The 19,389-nt window shown below is 52.6% G+C and carries 15 protein-coding genes; 6 read left to right on the top strand and 9 right to left on the bottom strand.

The features are described from left to right. Window positions 1-44: 44 nt before the first annotated feature. The 3 genes from katG to G4551_RS22635 form a co-directional block, all read right to left on the bottom strand. On the bottom strand, window positions 45-2,225 hold the full coding sequence (gene katG, locus G4551_RS22625) for a catalase/peroxidase HPI (protein ID WP_003840531.1): 2,181 nt from the start codon (window positions 2,223-2,225) through the stop codon (window positions 45-47). A 168-nt stretch (window positions 2,226-2,393) separates the two neighbouring features. Then, window positions 2,394-3,281 carry a methylenetetrahydrofolate reductase gene (metF, locus tag G4551_RS22630; RefSeq protein ID WP_003028830.1) on the bottom strand — a complete coding sequence of 296 codons (888 nt, stop codon included), beginning with the start codon at window positions 3,279-3,281 and terminating at the stop codon, window positions 2,394-2,396. Window positions 3,282-3,438: 157 nt separating this feature from the next. After that, window positions 3,439-4,347, bottom strand: a complete 909-nt coding sequence (locus tag G4551_RS22635; protein ID WP_032941082.1) for a LysR family transcriptional regulator — start codon at window positions 4,345-4,347, stop codon at window positions 3,439-3,441. A gap of 89 nt (window positions 4,348-4,436) precedes the next feature. Between G4551_RS22635 and G4551_RS22640 the strand changes: the two genes are divergently transcribed. Next, window positions 4,437-4,814 (top strand): carboxymuconolactone decarboxylase family protein, encoded by a 378-nt coding sequence (locus tag G4551_RS22640; protein WP_003840527.1) that lies wholly within the window; start codon window positions 4,437-4,439, stop codon window positions 4,812-4,814. Between the two features lie 38 nt (window positions 4,815-4,852). On the opposite strand, the gene G4551_RS22645 is transcribed toward G4551_RS22640, so the two are convergent. Further along, window positions 4,853-6,409, bottom strand: coding sequence for a bifunctional metallophosphatase/5'-nucleotidase (locus G4551_RS22645; RefSeq protein WP_003840524.1), 1,557 nt, complete (start codon window positions 6,407-6,409; stop codon window positions 4,853-4,855). Window positions 6,410-6,542: 133 nt separating this feature from the next. On the opposite strand from G4551_RS22645, the gene G4551_RS22650 reads away from it, so the two are divergent. After that, on the top strand, window positions 6,543-7,706 hold the full coding sequence (locus G4551_RS22650) for a hypothetical protein (RefSeq protein WP_003840522.1): 1,164 nt from the start codon (window positions 6,543-6,545) through the stop codon (window positions 7,704-7,706). Window positions 7,707-7,741: 35 nt separating this feature from the next. Here G4551_RS22650 and metL read toward each other — a convergent pair whose 3' ends face one another. Together metL and metB are read right to left on the bottom strand one after the other, a co-directional pair. Beyond that, window positions 7,742-10,174, bottom strand: coding sequence for a bifunctional aspartate kinase/homoserine dehydrogenase II (metL, locus tag G4551_RS22655; RefSeq protein WP_003028820.1), 2,433 nt, complete (start codon window positions 10,172-10,174; stop codon window positions 7,742-7,744). 2 nt (window positions 10,175-10,176) lie between these two features. After that, window positions 10,177-11,337 carry a cystathionine gamma-synthase gene (gene metB / locus G4551_RS22660; protein ID WP_003028818.1) on the bottom strand — a complete coding sequence of 387 codons (1,161 nt, stop codon included), beginning with the start codon at window positions 11,335-11,337 and terminating at the stop codon, window positions 10,177-10,179. A 264-nt stretch (window positions 11,338-11,601) separates the two neighbouring features. Here metB and metJ point away from each other — a divergent pair, with 264 nt between their 5' ends. Continuing rightward, window positions 11,602-11,919, top strand: a complete 318-nt coding sequence (gene metJ, locus G4551_RS22665; RefSeq protein WP_003028816.1) for a met regulon transcriptional regulator MetJ — start codon at window positions 11,602-11,604, stop codon at window positions 11,917-11,919. Window positions 11,920-11,971: 52 nt separating this feature from the next. Here the strand turns inward: metJ and G4551_RS22670 are convergent, their stop codons facing one another. From G4551_RS22670 to rpmE, 3 genes are all read right to left on the bottom strand, one after another. After that, window positions 11,972-13,396, bottom strand: a complete 1,425-nt coding sequence (locus G4551_RS22670; protein ID WP_003840517.1) for an MFS transporter — start codon at window positions 13,394-13,396, stop codon at window positions 11,972-11,974. A gap of 78 nt (window positions 13,397-13,474) precedes the next feature. Continuing rightward, window positions 13,475-14,155 carry an oligogalacturonate-specific porin KdgM family protein gene (locus G4551_RS22675; RefSeq protein ID WP_003028811.1) on the bottom strand — a complete coding sequence of 227 codons (681 nt, stop codon included), beginning with the start codon at window positions 14,153-14,155 and terminating at the stop codon, window positions 13,475-13,477. Between the two features lie 337 nt (window positions 14,156-14,492). Then, window positions 14,493-14,705: a 50S ribosomal protein L31 gene (gene rpmE, locus G4551_RS22680; RefSeq protein ID WP_003028810.1), complete on the bottom strand. Its 213-nt coding sequence runs from the start codon at window positions 14,703-14,705 to the stop codon at window positions 14,493-14,495. A gap of 204 nt (window positions 14,706-14,909) precedes the next feature. On the opposite strand from rpmE, the gene priA reads away from it, so the two are divergent. The 3 genes from priA (at window position 14,910) to ftsN (ending at window position 19,364) form a co-directional block, all read left to right on the top strand. Further along, entirely contained in the window at window positions 14,910-17,108 is a 2,199-nt protein-coding gene (gene priA / locus G4551_RS22685; RefSeq protein WP_003840515.1) for a primosomal protein N', read from the top strand. A 156-nt stretch (window positions 17,109-17,264) separates the two neighbouring features. After that, window positions 17,265-18,290 carry a DNA-binding transcriptional regulator CytR gene (gene cytR, locus G4551_RS22690; protein WP_003028807.1) on the top strand — a complete coding sequence of 342 codons (1,026 nt, stop codon included), beginning with the start codon at window positions 17,265-17,267 and terminating at the stop codon, window positions 18,288-18,290. A gap of 93 nt (window positions 18,291-18,383) precedes the next feature. Continuing rightward, window positions 18,384-19,364 carry a cell division protein FtsN gene (gene ftsN, locus G4551_RS22695; RefSeq protein ID WP_003840513.1) on the top strand — a complete coding sequence of 327 codons (981 nt, stop codon included), beginning with the start codon at window positions 18,384-18,386 and terminating at the stop codon, window positions 19,362-19,364. The last annotated feature ends 25 nt before the right edge of the window (window positions 19,365-19,389 follow it).

Consider the following 19,389-nt stretch of genomic DNA (forward strand, 5'->3'; position numbering starts at 1 on the left):
TCCTACCATGCCGGACCCGCGCAAGCGGCATCCGGCATCGTCTGTTACAGCAGGTCGAAACGATCCAGGTTCATCACTTTCACCCATGCAGCCACGAAATCTCTCACGAACTTCTCGTGGGCATCGCTGCAGGCATAAACTTCAGCCACTGCGCGCAGTACAGAGTTAGAACCAAATACCAGATCGGCGCGGGTTGCGGTGTATTTTACTTCGCCGCTCAGACGGTCACGACCTTCAAACAGCTCTTTTGACTCATCAACCGCCTTCCACTCATGGCGCATATCCAGCAGATTGACGAAGAAGTCAGTGCTGAGTACGCCTGGACGATCGGTAAAGACACCGTGCTGGCTACCATCAAAGTTGGTGCCCAGTACGCGCATACCGCCCACCAGCACGGTCATTTCCGGTGCGGTTAGCGTCAGCTGCTGTGCTTTATCGATCAGCAGCGACTCGGTGGTCGATACGTCAGGACGGGCGCGGTAGTTACGGAAGCCATCGGCGATCGGCTCAAGCAGTTCAAACATCTCAATATCCGTTTGATCCTGGCGCGCATCCACGCGGCCCGGCGCAAAAGGTACCTTAATGCTGACGCCCGCAGCGCTAGCCGCCTGCTCGATACCGACAACACCTGCCAGCACGATAATATCGGCCAACGAGGCGGTATGGGCAGACTTATAAATCCCTTCCAGCACAGGCAGAACGCGTGCTGCGGTGGCATTCACATCCCAGCCGCGCTGTGGATCCAGCGCCAGACGCGCACCGTTAGCGCCGCCACGTTTATCCCCACCGCGGAAAGTCGATGCCGACGCCCACGCTACCGATACCAGTTCGCCCACGGACAGCCCGGAAGCGGCAATGGTCGCTTTCAGCTTCAGGATATCTTCTTCGCTTGGGTTGAAGAACGCATGCGGCAGCGGGTCTTGCCAAATCAGATCTTCTTTTGGCACTTCCGGCCCGATGTAACGCGCTTTCGGCCCCATATCACGGTGCGTCAGTTTAAACCACGCACGGGCAAACGCTTCGTTGAACGCCTGTGGATCGTTCAGGAAACGGCGGGAGATTTTCTCGAACTCAGGATCGAAACGCAGCGTCAGGTCGGTAACCAGCATCGTCGGCTTACGTTTTTTCGATGGATCAAACGGATCAGGAATAATTTCTGGCGCATCAACCGCTTCAAACTGAATAGCGCCTGCCGGACTGCGAGTTTGTACCCACTCATATTTGAACAGGTTCTCGAAGAAATAGTTGCTCCATTGGGTCGGCGTCTGCGTCCAGACCACTTCCAGACCGGAAGTAATTGCGTCTGCGCCCGCGCCGCTGCCGTAGCTGCTCGCCCAGCCCAGGCCCTGTGCTTCAATCGGTGCGGATTCAGGATCGGCGCCTACGTGCGAAGCCGGTGCAGCGCCGTGGGTTTTGCCCAACGTATGACCGCCGCCAATCAGCGCTACAGTTTCTTCGTCGTTCATTCCCATGTTACCGAAGGTCGCGCGAATAGCTGCTGCCGCTGAAAGCGGTTCGCCGCTATGGTCCGGCCCTTCCGGGTTCACATAGATAAGGCCCATTTCGGTTGCGCCCAACGGCGCTTTGGCCAGTTCTTCCGGGTGACGGTGAGTCAGCCAGGCTTTTTCATCACCCCAGTTTACGTCGAGATCCGGTTCCCAGACATCTTCACGACCAGCACCAAAGCCGAAGGTGCGGAAGCCTGAGTTTTCCAGCGCCACGTTACCCGCGAGGATAAACAGGTCGGCCCAGGAAATTTTCTGGCCATATTTCTGCTTGATTGGCCACAGCAGACGACGCGCTTTATCAAGGCTGACGTTATCCGGCCAGGAGTTCAGTGGTGCAAAACGCTGCTGTCCGCGACCCGCGCCACCGCGTCCATCGATGGAGCGATAGGTCCCTGCACCGTGCCATGCCATGCGGATAAACAATCCAGCATAGGTTCCCCAGTCAGCGGGCCACCACGGTTGAGATTCGGACAGAAGGGCTCTGAGATCCCCTTTCAGGGCAGAGTAGTCGAGTTTGCTAAACTCTTTGCGGTAGTCGAAGTCCTCACCCAGCGGGTTAGAACGGTTGGAATGTTGGTTTAAAAGATCAACGCGCAGTTGATTTGGCCACCAGTCGCGGTTGTTCGTTCCTGCTCCCGCGCTCTGGTCGTGACCGCCCTGATGAAAAGGACACTTACCGGCAGTTGATGTGTTCTGGCTATCGTCGGACATGCTCATCTATATGCTCCCTTTACAGTGTTCTGACTACGATATACACCACCAGAGATAAGATATAGTCGAAAAAACCCACAGATTCGATAGCTAATTCCTTTTATATTTTACGTTACAGAGATGTAGATCAAAATGATCAACAAAAAGCCCTCCGTAGAGGGCTGGGGCATCTGTTTAGTTCGGTCTTACACCCAGTGTGTGACAAATAGCGTAGCTCATCTCGGCACGATTAAGGGTATAGAAGTGAAAATCTTTCACCCCTTCGCGGCTGAGAATCTTCACCATGTCCATAGCGATATTAGCGCCCACCAGCTTGCGGGTTTCCGCGTCATCATCCAGACCATCAAACATGGTCGACATCCACGCCGGAATGCGGACGTTGGTCATGTCGGCAAATTTTTTCGCCTGCTTAAAGTTGGAGACTGGCAGGATACCCGGAATAATTTCCACGTCGATTCCCGCAGACACACAGCGATCACGAAAGCGCAGATAGCTTTCTACATCGAAGAAGAACTGGGTAATCGCACGGTTCGCACCGGCATCAACCTTACGCTTCAGGTTCAGCAGATCGGCCTGAGCGCTCTTCGCTTCCGGGTGCACTTCCGGGTAAGCCGCAACGGAGATATCAAAGTCTGCAACGTCTTTCAGTAGCGTCACCAGGTCAGAAGCATACATATCCGGTTTACCGCTTCCCGGCGGCAGGTCACCGCGCAGGGCAACAATATGACGAATACCGTTGTTCCAGTAGTCCTGAGCAATAGTCCGCAGCTCATCGCGGGTTGCATCAATACAGGTCAGGTGCGGAGCCGCTTCAAGGCCAGTGCGATCCTTAATGCCTTTAATAATGCTGTGCGTACGGTCGCGCTCACCAGAGTTTGCACCGTAAGTGACTGAAACAAACTTCGGCTTCAGGCTGCTCAGGCGATCGATGGAGTTCCACAGGGTTTGCTCCATTTCACTGGTGCGCGGCGGGAAAAACTCAAATGAAACGTTAATCTGACCGGCAACTTCTGCCAGGCTCTGATTCAGGGCTTCCCGCTGGTTGGCGTGAAAAAAGCTCATACCTTACCTCATCAATCTTTTGTCGTTATATGTTGTGTTGTGAACTGCTATACGTTTAGACGTCTAGATGTAAAAATGACGGAAAAGCATGCTGGCGTCAACACAAAAATCATCGCTAAAGGTGAGGAATACTCAGCCAACGTGAAAAAAATTCACATCAGTCTGAATTGATGAGGGATTGCGCCATGACCGTCTGCAGCCATGCTAATTTTTTTACGTTTTCAGGCAGCATCAGCAACCCCGTGCTAATACGCAATTCGGTATCGGTAAGCGGCAGGAATATCACCCCCCGACGTTGGATAGCGGAAAAGGAGGCCGGAAGTAGGCTCAGACCTTCACCCTGCGCGATCCGCGCCAACAACACATCATGTTCCAGCGGTTCTTCAATACAGGCAGGAGAGTAACCAGCATGACTAAAAATATGTCGGGTGTAATCAAAAAAGGCGGGGTTACGTTCACGTTTGAACCAGAACAGTGGTCGGTGGCTCAGCGACATTAACGAGAGCGAAGGCAGCGCTGCCTCTGGCCAGAGCGCGGGTAAGGCGACGATCAACGATTCTTGCCAGCCGAGCGGCGTGACGCTAAGCCCCGAAGTCTCAAGCGGTAACGCCACCAGCGCGGCATCCAGCTTTCCACGACGCACCAGACGCGCGAGTTCAGGCGAACCATGACGGACAATATGTCGCTTCTGCACATGCGTAGTCAGCTGTGACTCAAGCGCCGCAAAAACGCCCTGTTCAAACGCCGTGCTTAACCCTAAGCGCAGAGATGGCTCCCTGATTTGCGTTAATTGACTCAACGCAGCATAGGTTTTGTCCTGGAGATCAAGCAACGGGCGTACCATTTCAAGTACGCGCTGGCCGTCCTCCGTCAGCGTTAATCCACGGGTATGACGGACAAACAGCGTGACCCCCAGGCGCTCTTCAAGCTGGCGAATGTGGCGACTCAACGGCGGTTGCGACATAAACAAGCGCTGCGCAGCCCGGCTCATATTGTTCTCTTCCGCTACTACGGAAAAGTAACGCAGTAGACGAATATCCAGAGAGTGTAATGGCGATGTTGTCATACCGAAAAGGTATCACGGAAACGGTATTATCCAAATCATTCTACACCCCCTATTCTCTCGCCATACGCCACACCTACGAGGGAAAAATCATGGAATCAGAACGTTTTATTACCGGCCAGAAAATGCTGCAACAGGTAGATGGCAAAGGGGGAGAGGCCGTCGTTGAGAGCCTGAAGGATATCGCGCCGGATTTTGCCCGCTACCTGCTGGAATTTCCGTTTGGCGACATCTATACACGTCCAGGTCTGGACCTGCGCAGCCGAGAAATTGCCACTGTCGCCGCGTTAACAGCAATGGGCAATGCCGCCCCGCAGTTGAAAGTGCATATTGGCGCGGCATTACACGTTGGTTTAACGCAGGATGAGATCGTTGAAGTGATTATGCAGATGGCCGTATATGCCGGCTTCCCTGCCGCACTCAATGGTTTGTTCGCCGCGAAAGAGGTGTTTGCCTCTCACAGAGGCTAAAACAACAGGCCAGCGGATTGTCTGCTGGCCTGAGCTCACTATGGTTTCACATCTGCCACACGCATGCCTTTAAGCTGCTCATCCGTCAGCGTATTTCCCGCCTTGAAATAGTCAACGACAGCATTAGAGACATAGTAACCTCCGGAGGTATTTCGCGCTTTTCCTTCGGCAAATGCCGTAAAACCATCACCGCCGTCTGCCAGGAAGCTATTGGTAGCTATGTGATAAACTGTGGCATCCTCAATCGGTTTACCGTTTAACGTTAGTACGGTGACGCGCTGACCGACTGGTTTACTGCTGTCATACTTCATCTCCAGTCCTTTGGACACCTGCAATACACCGTTGCTTAAACCCGCGCCGTGCTCCATCAGGCTACGCAACTGTTTACCGGTGAGATCCATTGTTGCCAGCTCGTTGGGGAACGGGAAGGTGCTAATGACTGCACCCATCGTGATAGCACCGGCTGGGATTTCATTACGGATACCGCCCGAATTAGTGAGCGCTAATTGAGTATCTTTACCTGCCGCCACCAGCAACGCATCCGCCGCCAGATTGCCCAACGAAGAAGATTCACCGTAAGCACGCGTCAGCTCAACCGGAGAGTTTGCAACCGTCTGTTGTACCACTTTATCGAGCTTTTTATTCCAGCCATCGATGACCTGTTTCGTCTGCGGGTCTGGCTGCCACTCATCAGCATAAATGGTCTTCAGCTCGAAGTTCTTCACGGTAAATTGATGCGGTTTCTGCTGGTAATCCAGTACCAGTTTACCCACATCAATACCGCCGCTGTCGGTGGAAAGAATCAGGGTGTTACCGACTTTAATCGGCTCCGGCGTGCCCACATGCGCATGGCCGGTGATCAGGATATCCAGCCCCTTTACCTGACCTGCGGTCTGGATGTCTTTATCCAATGCACGGCGTACATCGGTGCCACCCAGACTGGACTGACGCGCTGGCGTGCCTTCATGGATTAGCGCCACAGTGAGATCCACTTTTCCTTTAAGCTCATCGATATAGCGTTGCAACCACTTCACTTCATCCCGCGCTTCAATACCGACACGTGTCGCAGCAGAAACCGTATCATCAAAAGCAAACACGCCGTGCAGGCCAATCACACCAATCTTCACGCCATCTTTTTCAATAATGGTGTAAGGCTTATCCCAGAACATTTTGCTGCTGTTCTGATAAAAGATATTACCCTGCACGATGGGGAATTTCGCCTGACTCAGTTGTAGTAGCGTGTTATCCCAACCGTGATCGAATTCATGATTACCCATGGTGACAGCATCAAAATTCATGGTGTTCATGATATCGATAATCGCCTTACCCTTGGTCAGGCTGCTGATATACGGCCCGGTAAAATAATCACCGGCATCAAAAAACCAGGTGGCGCTATTTTTCGTTTTTTCCTGCTTCACCATCGTCGTGATATTAGCCCAACCACCAATATCACGCGTGCCATTAGCAATCCATGGGACTTTATAAGGTTCAACGTGGGCGTGAAGATCGTTGGTATAGATAATCGTGACATCTTTGGCACTCGCCCAAAGCGGCAACGATACCAGAACACCAACAGCAAGCATTTTTAACTTCATAATCAATCCCTTTCAGTCATATAAAGAATCGCTACGTTACGTTCTGAAAGGTTTTTTTATGTGAGAAAACTCACATCCACTGGTGATAGTCGCGGGTCAAAATCAACGACCATTAAAAATCGTTGGTAATACGATGACGTCACTGTTCACCATCAATTGCTGTAAGTCCTTCGGCTGTAAAAATCTGGGGCTGGCGAGCTCACCAGATTACAGCTGGCCCGAGTATCGGTTGGGTTATGCTGCGCTGCATTGCCGGGCATGCGGCAGCTATCCCCCGCTGTTTAATGAGGAACAGTTTGGTGGGTGGTTGTCAGCATATTTAACGGATTTTGCCGCCCAAAGCGGTCATTTTTGCCCACGATGTTATCAGCGGGAAACCATCCTCTATGGGCATAATCCTCAGGGCAGCCAACGCGTTCAGTGCCGGAGCTGCAAACATGTCTGGACACCAAAGCAGCAGCCGCTCACCACCATTGTTCCACCAGAACAAATAGCGACGGTTCCCTTAATCGTCCCTTTTCAGGGAGCCTGCACCGACCAGAAACTTTATGTATTACTCAGTTTTGACGCTATTCGCGGCAATATTTTGCATATTTCCAGTAATTTCACGCCCCATCTCGTAGGGGATACATTACGATACCGCTGGCGTAACAACGTTGAACCCGCGGTCATTCATGACAATGTCGTTGAACGAGTAAGACAGAGGGAAACCCTGTTTTTACGCCGCAGCCAGTTTGATGAAATCCAGTACGGCAGTGCCATGCTCAAACGAAATGCCAATGGCGCAGTTTTACGCCCGGTCATTACCACGCACGGACATTTCCGCATACTGAGCCATCTCTGGCCTGAGGTAAAAACGCACATTATTGCCCACGAATGTTTTCTGCGCGGCGCGGCGATTACCGCATGGGCGCAGCAATATCGCGATCATCACGCTTCGCTTTGGTTTATTGATGAAGAGATCAATAGCGATAAGTGCACACTGCCCTGGCGATTGCTGGGTAAAACCTGGCAGGGGTGGTGGCAAAACCAGTGGCAAATTTGGCAACAAGGCGACACACGCAAAATGGTGTGTCTGTTAACGGAGGGTCAGGTTGAAAAAGGGGCGTCAATCACACTGGCGGCAGGCCACCATTTTCTCGTCTGGTTACAGCAGCAGGCGGAGTTTCGGGATAGCGCCCGTTACTCGGCTCATTCGGTGTTTCAGACGATAAGGACGCTGGCAGATAAATACAACGCCTTGAATTTGCCCGGTGGCGCTACCGCTTACCGGGCCTACGGTTCATGCCATATGTAGGCCGGATAAGCGTAAGCGCCATCCGGCAACACAAACTACAGCAACTGCGCCAAACGGTTGATGTCAGACTGAATCGCCCCTGCGGTAACGTCACGGCCCGCGCCCGGTCCACGGATCACCAGCGGGTTATCGCGATACCAGCGGCTCTCTATGGCGAATACGTTATCGCACGGCAACAGCGCCGCCAGCGGGTGTTCAGGGCGAACCGCTTCAACACCAACGCGAGCTTTGCCGTTAGCATCAAAACGCGCCACATAGCGCAGCACCAGCCCCATTTCACGCGCCGCTTCCAGACGCTGCACCATCTGCTCGTTCAGCTCATCGCCATTCTCAAAGAAATGGTCAATAGAGCCTTCTTCACAATGCGCAGGCACCAGCGATTCCACGCGAACCTGGTCCGGTTCGATGTCGTAACCCGCTTCACGCGCCAGAATCACCAGCTTACGCATCACATCTTTGCCGGAAAGATCTACGCGCGGATCGGGTTCAGTCAGACCCTGTTGCCATGCCTGATCCACCAGATCGGTGAATGGGACCGTGCCATCAAATTGCAGGAACAACCACGACAACGTGCCGGAGAAGATCCCGCTGATCGACAAAATGGTATCGCCACTATCAATCAGATCGCGCACGGTATGGTTGATCGGCAAACCTGCACCCACGGTGGCGTTATATAACCAGTGGCGACCCGTTTTTTCGAAAGCGTCATGAATCTGGCGGTAATTATTACTGCTGCTCGCCCCGGCCAGTTTGTTGGCGCTGATGACGTGGAAACCATGGCTGGCAAAATCCAGATACTGATCCGCCAGTTGCTCGCTCGCGGTCACATCCAGCACCACTAAATCATCATACGGGTGAGCACGCATCCACAGGAATAGAGACTCTTCATCCTGCTCTACCGCCTCGTCATCAAAGAAAGCTAACGCGCGGCTGGCATCCAGTCCTTCGTAATTCAGCAGGCTACGACGGCTATCAACCACACCCGCCAGCACAAACTCTAATCCGGTACGCGCCGAGAGCGTGCTCTGCTCGCGAGCGAACAGCTCCAGCCAGCGCGACCCAATGTTACCTTTGCCGAACAACACCAGACCAATGCGTTTTTCAGCACGGAAGATTGACTGATGCAGACCCTGAATCAGGCTCTCCGTTGGCCCAGTACGCAGTACCGCGACCAGGCTGATTCCCTCTTCCGACTGCCAGGTGAATTCAACCGGCTGACCTTTCAACTGTTGCCAGAAACGGTGGCAGTGCAGCGGATTACGGGTGACGCCCGCCCCGACCATCGCCACCAGCGCCAGCCCCTGGCGCAGACGCAGCTCGCCTGGCAGGCCAGCTTCATCCAGAATTTTCAGCGCGCTGTCAGCGACTTCGGAGGTGTAGCAAAATTGCAATAGCTGGCGGTCAGGATGCACGCCCACTGCCAGCGGACGCACCTGGCTACGTTTTAAAACCTGGTCAATCTCTTTATAAGCCAGCTTAAAATCCTGGCCAGTCGGAACCAGAAACTCAATCAGGCAGACGTCATCATGACTGGTCACAATACGCGCCCCGGTACCGGAGGCCAGTACTCGCTCAATACGCGTTGAACCCTGCTCTGGGGTATAGCTACAGCGCAACTGGAGATCGATATCGCTACCGGAAACCGGCTGTAAGGTACGGGCATGGAGAACCGGTGCCGCCAGACGCGCCAGCTCGCTGGCTTCATCCAGACGCAACAGCGGCAGCAAACAGGCGTCTTTTACTTTACGCGGATCCGCGCTGTAAACCCCGGCGACATCGCTCCAGATGGTTACTCGGGAAACGCCCGCCAACGCACCAACCTGCGTCGCCGAGTAGTCAGAACCGTTACGCCCCAGTAGCACTGTTTCACCGGCATTGCTGCGGCTAATAAAGCCGGTAACCACCAGGCGTTTACCCGGATGCTGCGCCAACAGTTGCTGCAGTAATGGGTAAGAAAGACCTTCATCTACCTGCGGCTGGGCACCGCGTTCAGCACGTAAAAAATCGCGCGCATCCAGCCAGGCTGACTCCAGCCCCTGTTGATTAAGGACGGCAGACATCAAACGCGCGGACCATACCTCACCATGCCCAACAACCTCAGCATAGACGGCATCGTTCACGCCGCTGTCGAGTAACCCAGCCAGGCGTTCCAGATCGTGAATAAACGCGCCAATCAGTCCATCCGCCACCTCGGGAGGTAACAAACCGCTGATAAGCTCACTTTGATAGCGACGTAACGCCTGTTGAACCTGATGCGCAGAAAGGCGATCGGTCTGGCTTAATTTCAGCCAGCTAATCAACTGGTTAGTGGTACTGCCTGCGGCTGAAACAACCATCATGTCATCAGGCTGCGAGTAATCCGCCATAATGCCTGCGACACGCAGATAACATTTCACGTCTGCCAGACTACTACCACCAAATTTGTGCAGTTGACGACCCTTCGCCCCTGCCTGCGCAATCACACTCATGTTTACCCCTTGTTTGCAGCCCGGAAGCCATTTTCCAGGTCGGCAATTAAATCTTCGCCATCTTCAATACCGGTGGAGATACGCAGCAGCGTTTCGGAAATTCCGGCAGCAGCACGCGCTTCTGGTGCCATGCCCGCGTGTGTCATAGTTGCGGCGTGGGAGATCAGACTTTCAACGCCCCCTAACGATTCCGCCAGCGTAAACAATGACAACCCGCCGAGGAAACGGCGCAGCGTTTGCTCATCGCCATCCAGTTCAAAACTTAACATCGCGCCAAAGCCTTTTTGCTGACGCGCAGCAATCTCATGGCCCTGATTATCCGGCAATGACGGGTGATACAATTTTTTCACCAGCGGCTGAGTTTGCAGATAATCGACTATCGCCTGAGCATTACGTTGCGCCACCTCCATACGAGGAGACAAAGTACGCAGGCCGCGCAACAGCAGATAACTATCAAACGCGCCGCCGGTCACACCAATATTATTCGCCCACCATGCCAGTTCAGTGACCGTTTCCGGATCTTTGGCTATAACCACACCAGCCACCACGTCTGAGTGACCGTTTAAATATTTCGTGCATGAATGCAACACCAGATCGGCGCCTAATGCCAGTGGATTTTGCAGTGCCGGGCTTAAAAAAGTGTTGTCGACCACGCTGACCGCGCCAGCTTCACGCGCCAACTGGCAGATTTTCGCAATATCCACCACGCGCAGCAGCGGGTTGCTTGGGCTTTCTACCAGCACCAGCTTCGGTTTTTCCGCCAATGCAGCCTGCAATGCCTGCTCATCTCCTTGATCGACAAACAGGACGCGGTAACAGCCACGCTTTGCCAGACTGTCAAACAGTCGGTAGCTCCCGCCGTAGCAGTCGTGCGGTGCAACCAACAGATCGCCAGGCTTAAGGAAGACAGTGGTCACCAAATGAATCGCCGACATACCGGTATTAGTCAGTACCGCTCCGGCCCCTCCTTCCAGTTCAGCCAGCGCACGTTGAACGACATCACGCGTTGGGTTGCCGCGACGCGAATAGTCATGAGCACGAGGTTCATTAAATCCGGTAAAGTTATAGGTGCTGGAGAGGTGAATCGGCGGGACAACGCAACCGTACTGTTCGTCGTCATTTAACCCGCTACGCACTGCGATGGTGGCCTGTTTACGCGTCATATTGAGAAGATCCTGGCTGAGTCGGTGAAAAGTCAGGCACCAGAGTAATCATTGTTACTATAGCCGTCAATACATCTGGACATCTAAACTTCTTTGCGTATAGATTGAGCAAACTGGAAATAGCCGTTAAAATTATATGCATTAGCGTACATCTGCGTCGGCTACTTCGTGTCAGGGCCGCGCCACTACGATAAACTACGCGCAATTATGGTCCGGGCTCAGGTTCTGGCCTCAATATTAATGACAAAGAGGATTAGGTATCTCATGGCTGAATGGAGCGGCGAATATATCAGCCCATACGCTGAGCACGGTAAGAAGAGTGAGCAAGTCAAAAAAATTACGGTTTCCATTCCTCTGAAGGTGTTAAAAATCCTTACCGATGAACGCACGCGTCGTCAGGTGAACAACCTGCGCCACGCCACCAACAGTGAACTGCTGTGTGAAGCGTTTCTGCATGCTTTTACCGGGCAACCATTACCCAACGATGAAGACCTGCGTAAAGAGCGCAGTGATGAAATCCCGGAAGAAGCAAAGGTAATCATGCGTGAACTGGGTATCAACCCGGAAACGTGGGAATACTGATTGTTAGAACAGATGAGAAAAGGCGGGATTACTCCCGCCGATTCTCGCTATGTTACTTACTGATACCATTAAGTTTATTCAATGTTTCTTCCATTTTGAGCGTTTCCGTACGGTTTAATGGATAGAAATAAATCAGAATGACCGCCGCCAAAAACAGGCATAGTGCCGGCAAGAGATTCGCCATCGTATAAATATTTTCCTGCACAATGCTGGTTTGCACAGCGCCACCTGTTGACGATGATTGATAACCAATGATGGCCAACATAAAGCCGCCAATGGCCCCTGCACACGCCTGACCAACCTTGCGGGCAAAGAAGTTCACACCATAGACGGTACCATCCTCGCGATCGCCGGTGACATACTGGTGATAATCACAAACATCGGTCATAAACGCCCAAATCATCAGGTTGAATAGTCCGGCCCCCAACGTCGCCAGGAACAGGAAAACCAAATAGACTTTCGCGTCGGTAATGTGGATGAAGTACATAATCAAATACATCGCTACTGCAAAGAGTAGCGCGCCGACGCTGGCCTCTTTTTTACCAAACCGCTTCGTGAGCCAGGATGCCGATGGTGCCAGCAAAACCAGGGAACCAAAGGTAAACAGCAACGCGACTGACATCGCCTCTTTATTGTGGAAATAGTCATTAAACAGGTAAGTCATATTGGTACCGGACAATCCCTGATTAATCACAATCAGCAAATCCACAACCACTAAAACAATCAGCGCCTTATTGCGTGCCAGTCCCTTCAGCAACACCGAAACGGGCATGCTCTCTTTTCTCTCCACGCGCACGCGTTCGGTCGTTAACTGACAGGTCAAGGATAAAAAGATAAAGCCCAGCACTGCGCAACCAATGGAAATCCAGAAGAAGTGTTGCCCGGAAATCACCTGGCTTCCGTCCACCAGGGTGGTGTACATCAGGATCGGAATGAAAAAGCCAGTTGCCCCACCGCCGATAGCTGACCCAACGCTGCGCCAGGTTGACAGCGAGACACGATCATCCGGATTCGAGCTAATCGCCGCAGACATAGCGCCGTACGGAATACTCACGGTCGATAACAGCGAACCGTAAATGAAATAGGAGCAACAGATGTAGATAATTTTCGCCGTATAAGAAAAATCATTTACAAACGGCAGAAACAGGACAACTGCAATGATGCAAAATGGATACTTCATGCGACGCACCCACGGGTTAAAACGTCCATGTACCGTCAATTTAGAGGTATCGCATAAGCGTCCTACACCAACATCAACGAACGCATCAAAGAGTTTGGTCACAAAATAGAGTGAGCCAACAATAACGCCGGAAATACCGAGGACGTTAGTGTAATAAATCATTAAAAAACTATTAACTAAGCCAAGAATAAAACAGGTTCCGAGGTCACCACATAAATAACCAATTTTATCTCGAATTCCGAAAGGTCTGACGGCAGTGGGTTCATTATTTCCGATAATAGTTCCATCATTAGACATGATGTCAACTCCTTAGACATATTATTCACACAAACTATGCTTATCGATGTAATCAGTCGATATGAAAGCTATTACCGGTTAGAAGTTATAACCAAGACCGACACGATAACGGGTCTGACGATCGTCTGTCGTTGTTGTGTTATAACCCGAGGAAACGTTACCAACCTCAACAAATGGAACCCAGGAGCCTAGTTTATACGCCACGCGGAAGTTATATTCATAATCATCTTTCCGGTTGTTATATAAATCTTCGCTATCGGCAATTTTATAAATACCATTTAACTCAAACATCCAGTCATTGACGTTATAACCAAGCCAAGCTTCCGGACGATAGACCATGCGGTCATCTTTGCCGTCAGTGTTTCTGCGCATGTACTCCTGACGATAGCGGAACGCGGTCCACCAGCTGTCGTTAATGTTGTACTGCACGCGGATATAAGGTTTATAAATCGTGATGTTATCGCCCGTTTCGATCGCAATACCTGGCTGCCAGATAAGATCCCGCCAGGTAAACTGATAGCTTGCAGTATACTCGTTGCCATTACTTTCCATATTATTCCACGCATCATTAGATTGCGTATCTTCGGAACGTGAAATGGCTTCGACTGCGACACCAAAACCAGTCGCAAAACGGTGAGACATATAAACACGATCGTAATTACGCCCATCGTCATAATATTCATGCCGGTAATCAACATAACCCGCTTGTGCGGCCGCAGAGAATAATGGAATCAGTAATAACGCAGATTTAAATTTCATGACAATCCCTCTTCACACTCAACAACGGAAATTCCCCATCTCGTCCCGTCCATTAATGGGAAACGATGAAGGATTAAGAATAATTTTATATTTCCACGAAAGTGTATTTTAGAAAGAAAGCAGAAACCTTTGGTATTTTGCCAACAATTGGCATGAGTGGCAGAAATCAGAAGATAAAAATGACGTAGATCACTACTAGAAACATTTTACCTAAAAAATAAAAACACTGTTTCATTTATTAAACAAAAAACACCATTCAACACATCAATATAAATTTTAGTCTTCAAGCGCAGATACAAAAAAAGCGCCATAAGGCGCTTTTTTCTGACAGCTGAACTTACTTGCTGCCTGGGATGCTGAAACGCTTGTTGAAGCGATCAACACGGCCACCGGTAGCAACATCACGCTGCTTGCCAGTATAGAACGGGTGGCACTTGCTGCACACGTCGAGGTTCAGATCGTGACCGACAGTAGAGCGGATTTTAATGACGTTACCGCAAGAGCAGTTTGCAGTAATTTCTTCGTATTTCGGGTGAATATCTTTTTTCATGGGAAAACCTCGGTTTAAGGCCGCGTCGCTCTTCCAGCCCTAACGCCAGACACCACGCGATGTTAATAGTATAGGTCAGTGATACAAATTTGTATCAAAGGCGGCGAATCATACAGAAATTAACCTGCTCATGCAAACTGATCCGCATTCTACCCTCCACTAATGTGTATACTAACCCGCCAGATTTCAAGTCAGGATGATTCAATGCCCGTTGCGCACGTTGCCTTACCTGTTCCGCTACCTCGCACCTTTGACTACCTCCTGCCGGAAGGCTTGAGCGCCAAAGCCGGGTGTCGTGTACGCGTGCCTTTTGGCAAGCAGCAGGAGCGCGTGGGTATCGTCCTGTCCGTCAGCGAGCACAGTGAACTACCGCGGAGCGAATTGAAAGCCGTTCTCGAAGTGCTGGACAGCGAACCGGTCTACTCAACCTCTGTCTGGCGTCTGCTGTTGTGGGCGGCGGATTATTATCATCATCCTATCGGTGACGTACTGTTTCACGCTCTGCCAATTTTACTGCGCCAGGGACGTCCGGCGACAAACGCGCCCATGTGGTACTGGTTTGCCACTGAAGAAGGCCAGGTTATTGACCTCAACAGCCTGAAGCGTTCTCCCAAGCAGCAACAGGCGCTGGCTGCGCTACGCCAGGGAAAAATCTGGCGCGACCAGGTGGCTGAACTGGAATTTAATGACGCCGCATTACAGGCACTGCGGAAAAAAGGGCTGTGCTCCCTGGCGAGCGAAACGCCAGGCTTTAGCGACTGGCGTACGCACTACGCGGTTTCCGGTGAGCGTCTGCGGCTGAATACCGAACAGGCCACCGCCGTCGGGGCGATCCACAGCGCATCTGACAGTTTTAGCGCCTGGCTATTAGCGGGCGTGACGGGATCGGGTAAAACAGAGGTCTATTTAAGCGTACTGGAAAATGTGCTCGCTCAGGGCAAACAGGCACTGGTAATGGTGCCGGAGATTGGCCTGACGCCGCAAACTATTGCCCGTTTTCGCGAACGCTTCAATGCGCCGGTCGAAGTTCTGCACTCGGGTTTAAATGACAGTGAACGTCTTTCGGCATGGCTGAAGGCGAAAAATGGTGAAGCGGCAATTGTTATCGGCACGCGCTCGTCGCTGTTTACGCCGTTTAAAAATCTGGGCGTGATTGTCATCGACGAAGAGCACGACAGCTCTTATAAACAGCAGGAAGGCTGGCGTTATCATGCGCGCGACCTCGCGGTTTATCGCGCCCATAGCGAACAAATTCCCATCATTCTCGGCTCAGCCACCCCTGCGCTGGAAACGCTGTGCAACGTGCGGCAGAAAAAATACCGCATGTTGCGCCTGACGCGCCGTGCCGGGAATGCACGCCCAGCCACTCAGCACGTGCTGGATCTCAAGGGTCAGCAGGTACAGGCCGGGCTCGCCCCTGCGCTTATCGCCCGTATGCGTCAGCATCTGCAAGCGGATAACCAGGTGATCCTGTTTTTAAACCGCCGGGGTTTTGCGCCTGCCCTGCTGTGCCACGACTGTGGCTGGATTGCTGAATGCCCGCGCTGCGATCACTACTACACGCTGCATCAGGCGCAACACCATCTGCGCTGCCATCATTGCGACAGTCAGCGTCCGATACCGCGTCAATGCCCTTCCTGCGGCTCAACGCACATGGTTCCGGTAGGACTCGGCACCGAACAGCTTGAGCAGGCTCTGGCGCCTTTTTTCCCCGGCGTGCCAATCTCACGCATCGATCGCGACACTACCAGCCGCAAAGGCTCGCTGGAGCAGCATCTGGCAGAAGTGCATCGCGGCGGCGCGCGAATCCTGATCGGCACGCAAATGCTGGCGAAAGGCCACCATTTCCCGGACGTCACCCTGGTGGCGCTGCTGGACGTTGACGGCGCGCTGTTCTCCGCAGATTTCCGGTCGGCAGAACGCTTCGCCCAGCTCTACACGCAGGTTTCCGGGCGTGCCGGCCGCGCCGGGAAGCAGGGCGAAGTGGTACTGCAAACGCACCACCCTGAACATCCGCTGCTGCAAACCTTGCTGTATAAAGGGTATGACGCCTTTGCCGAGCAGGCGCTGGCAGAGCGACAAACGCTCCAGCTTCCCCCATGGACCAGCCATGTGATCGTGCGGGCAGAAGATCACAACAACCAGCATGCGCCGATGTTCTTACAGCAGTTACGAAATCTGATTCAGGCCAGTCCGCTGGCCGATGAAAAACTGTGGGTGTTAGGCCCAGTTCCCGCCCTGGCGCCCAAACGTGGCGGTCGCTATCGCTGGCAAATTTTGTTGCAGCACCCGTCGCGAATTCGCCTGCAGCATATCGTCAGCGGAACGCTGGCGCTGATTAATACGTTACCCGATGCACGTAAGGTTAAATGGGTGCTGGATGTCGATCCCATCGAGGGATAATCCCTCACGATGCGAGGCGGATCGTAAAATTAAATATCCATCACACTTTTTATGAAAATTCTGTAACCGCTTCCATTCACTATCTGATAAAAATGTTTCAGATGAAGGCTATTCAAGGACGAGTCTGTGCCAGCAGCTCTCTGGCGAGGAGAAAGAGTGAAACCGAATAAGCAGGTTGCCGCCGCTACGATGAAAGATGTTGCTCTGAAGGCGAAAGTCTCAACGGCAACCGTATCCCGCGCATTAATGAACCCAGACAAAGTCTCGCAGTCAACCCGTAACAAGGTTGAGCAGGCAGCGCTTGAAGTGGGATATTTACCCCAATCAATGGGACGTAACGTTAAGCGTAATGAGTCGCGTACCATTCTGGTGATTGTGCCGGATATCTGCGATCCGTTTTTTAGCGAAGTGATTCGTGGCATCGAAGTCACCGCCGCAGAACAGGGATATCTGGTGCTTATCGGCGATTGCGCGCACCAGAACCAGCAGGAAAAGACCTTCCTCAACCTCATAATTACCAAGCAGATCGATGGCATGGTGCTGCTCAGCTCGCGCCTGCCGTTTGATGCCAGCGTGGAAGAGCAACGCAACTTGCCACCGATGGTTATGTCCAACGAGTTCGCGCCAGAGCTGGAACTGCCCACCGTGCACATTGATAACCTCACCGCCGCCTTCAACGCGATGAACTATCTGCTGGAACTGGGGCATAAACGCATTGGCTGTATCGCCGGGCCCGAAGATATGCCGCTGTGCCATTACCGTCTGCAAGGTTACGTTCAGGCACTACGTCGCAGCGGAATTACGGTCGATCCGCATTTCATCGCGCGCGGTGACTTTACCTATGAAGCGGGAGCCAATGCGCTTAAACAGCTCCTGGCGCTACCACAGCCGCCTACCGCGGTCTTTTGTCACAGCGATGTCATGGCGCTTGGCGCCCTCTCTTACGCCAAACGTCAGGGTCTGAAGGTGCCCGACGATTTATCGATTATCGGCTTCGATAACATTTCGCTCGCGGAATTTTGTGATCCACCCCTGACAACCGTCGCACAGCCGCGTTTCGATATCGGACGTGAAGCTATGCTGTTACTGCTCGATCAATTACAAGGACAGAACGTCAGCAGTGGCTCACGATTGCTGGACTGCGAGCTTATTATTCGGGGTACTACCCGGGCACTGACGTAAAGTAAAGTGCTTTCGGACTCCCCTGTCTGGTCAAAGGCCCGCCGCTTAAGTAACATGGCGGGCTGACGAACGAATAAATACAGCGAAACGATAGTGGCACAACGAGATTATGTACGTCGCGGCCAACCGGCACCTTCGCGGCGCAAGAAGAGCACATCACGGAAAAAACAACGCAATACGCCTGCGGTATCGCCCGCAATGGTTGCTATTGCTGCAGCCGTACTCGTGACCTTTATCGGTGGTCTGTACTTCATTACGCATCACAAGAAAGAAGAGTCCGAAACGCTGCAAAACCAGAAAGTCACCGGTAATGGCATCCCGCCAAAACCGGAAGAGCGCTGGCGATACATTAAAGAGCTGGAAAGCCGTCAGCCTGGCGTACGTGCGCCTACCGAACCGTCTGCCGGCGGCGAGGTGCTGAACGCCGATCAGCTAACCAATGAGCAGCGCCAGCTATTGGCGCAGATGCAGGCTGATATGCGTCAACAGCCAACGCAGCTCAACGAAGTGCCGTGGAACGAACAAACGCCTGAACAGCGTCAGCAAACGTTGCAGCGCCAGCGTCAGGTACAGCAACAGCAATGGGCCAACACGCAGCAGCAGGCTCAACAGCCGCGCACGCAACCACGGGTAGCGGAACAGCCTTACCAGCAGCCGCAAACGCGTACGGCGCAAACCGCGCCGGTACAGCAGCCGAAAGCACAGCCAAAACCGGCGGCGCAACAGCCGTATCAGGATTTGCTGCAAACGCCTGCGCATACCACCGCCGCTCAGCCGAAAACGCAACCGGCCGCGCCAATAACGAATGAAACGCAGCCGCCAAAACAGACGGCGGAGAAAAAAGATGAACGCCGCTGGATGGTTCAGTGCGGGTCATTTAAAGGCGCTGAGCAGGCAGAAACCGTGCGCGCGCAGCTGGCCTTTGAAGGGTTCAACTCGCGTATTACCACCAATAACGGCTGGAATCGCGTGGTCATTGGTCCGGTCAAAGGCAAAGAGAATGCCGACAACACCATCAGCCGCCTGAAGGTTGCTGGTCACACAAACTGCATTCGACTCGCCACTGGGGGTTGAAACCCCCAAAATCCCCCCCATCTAT

The sequence above is a fragment of the Citrobacter freundii ATCC 8090 = MTCC 1658 = NBRC 12681 genome (assembly GCF_011064845.1).
Taxonomy (GTDB): Bacteria; Pseudomonadota; Gammaproteobacteria; order Enterobacterales; family Enterobacteriaceae; genus Citrobacter; species Citrobacter freundii.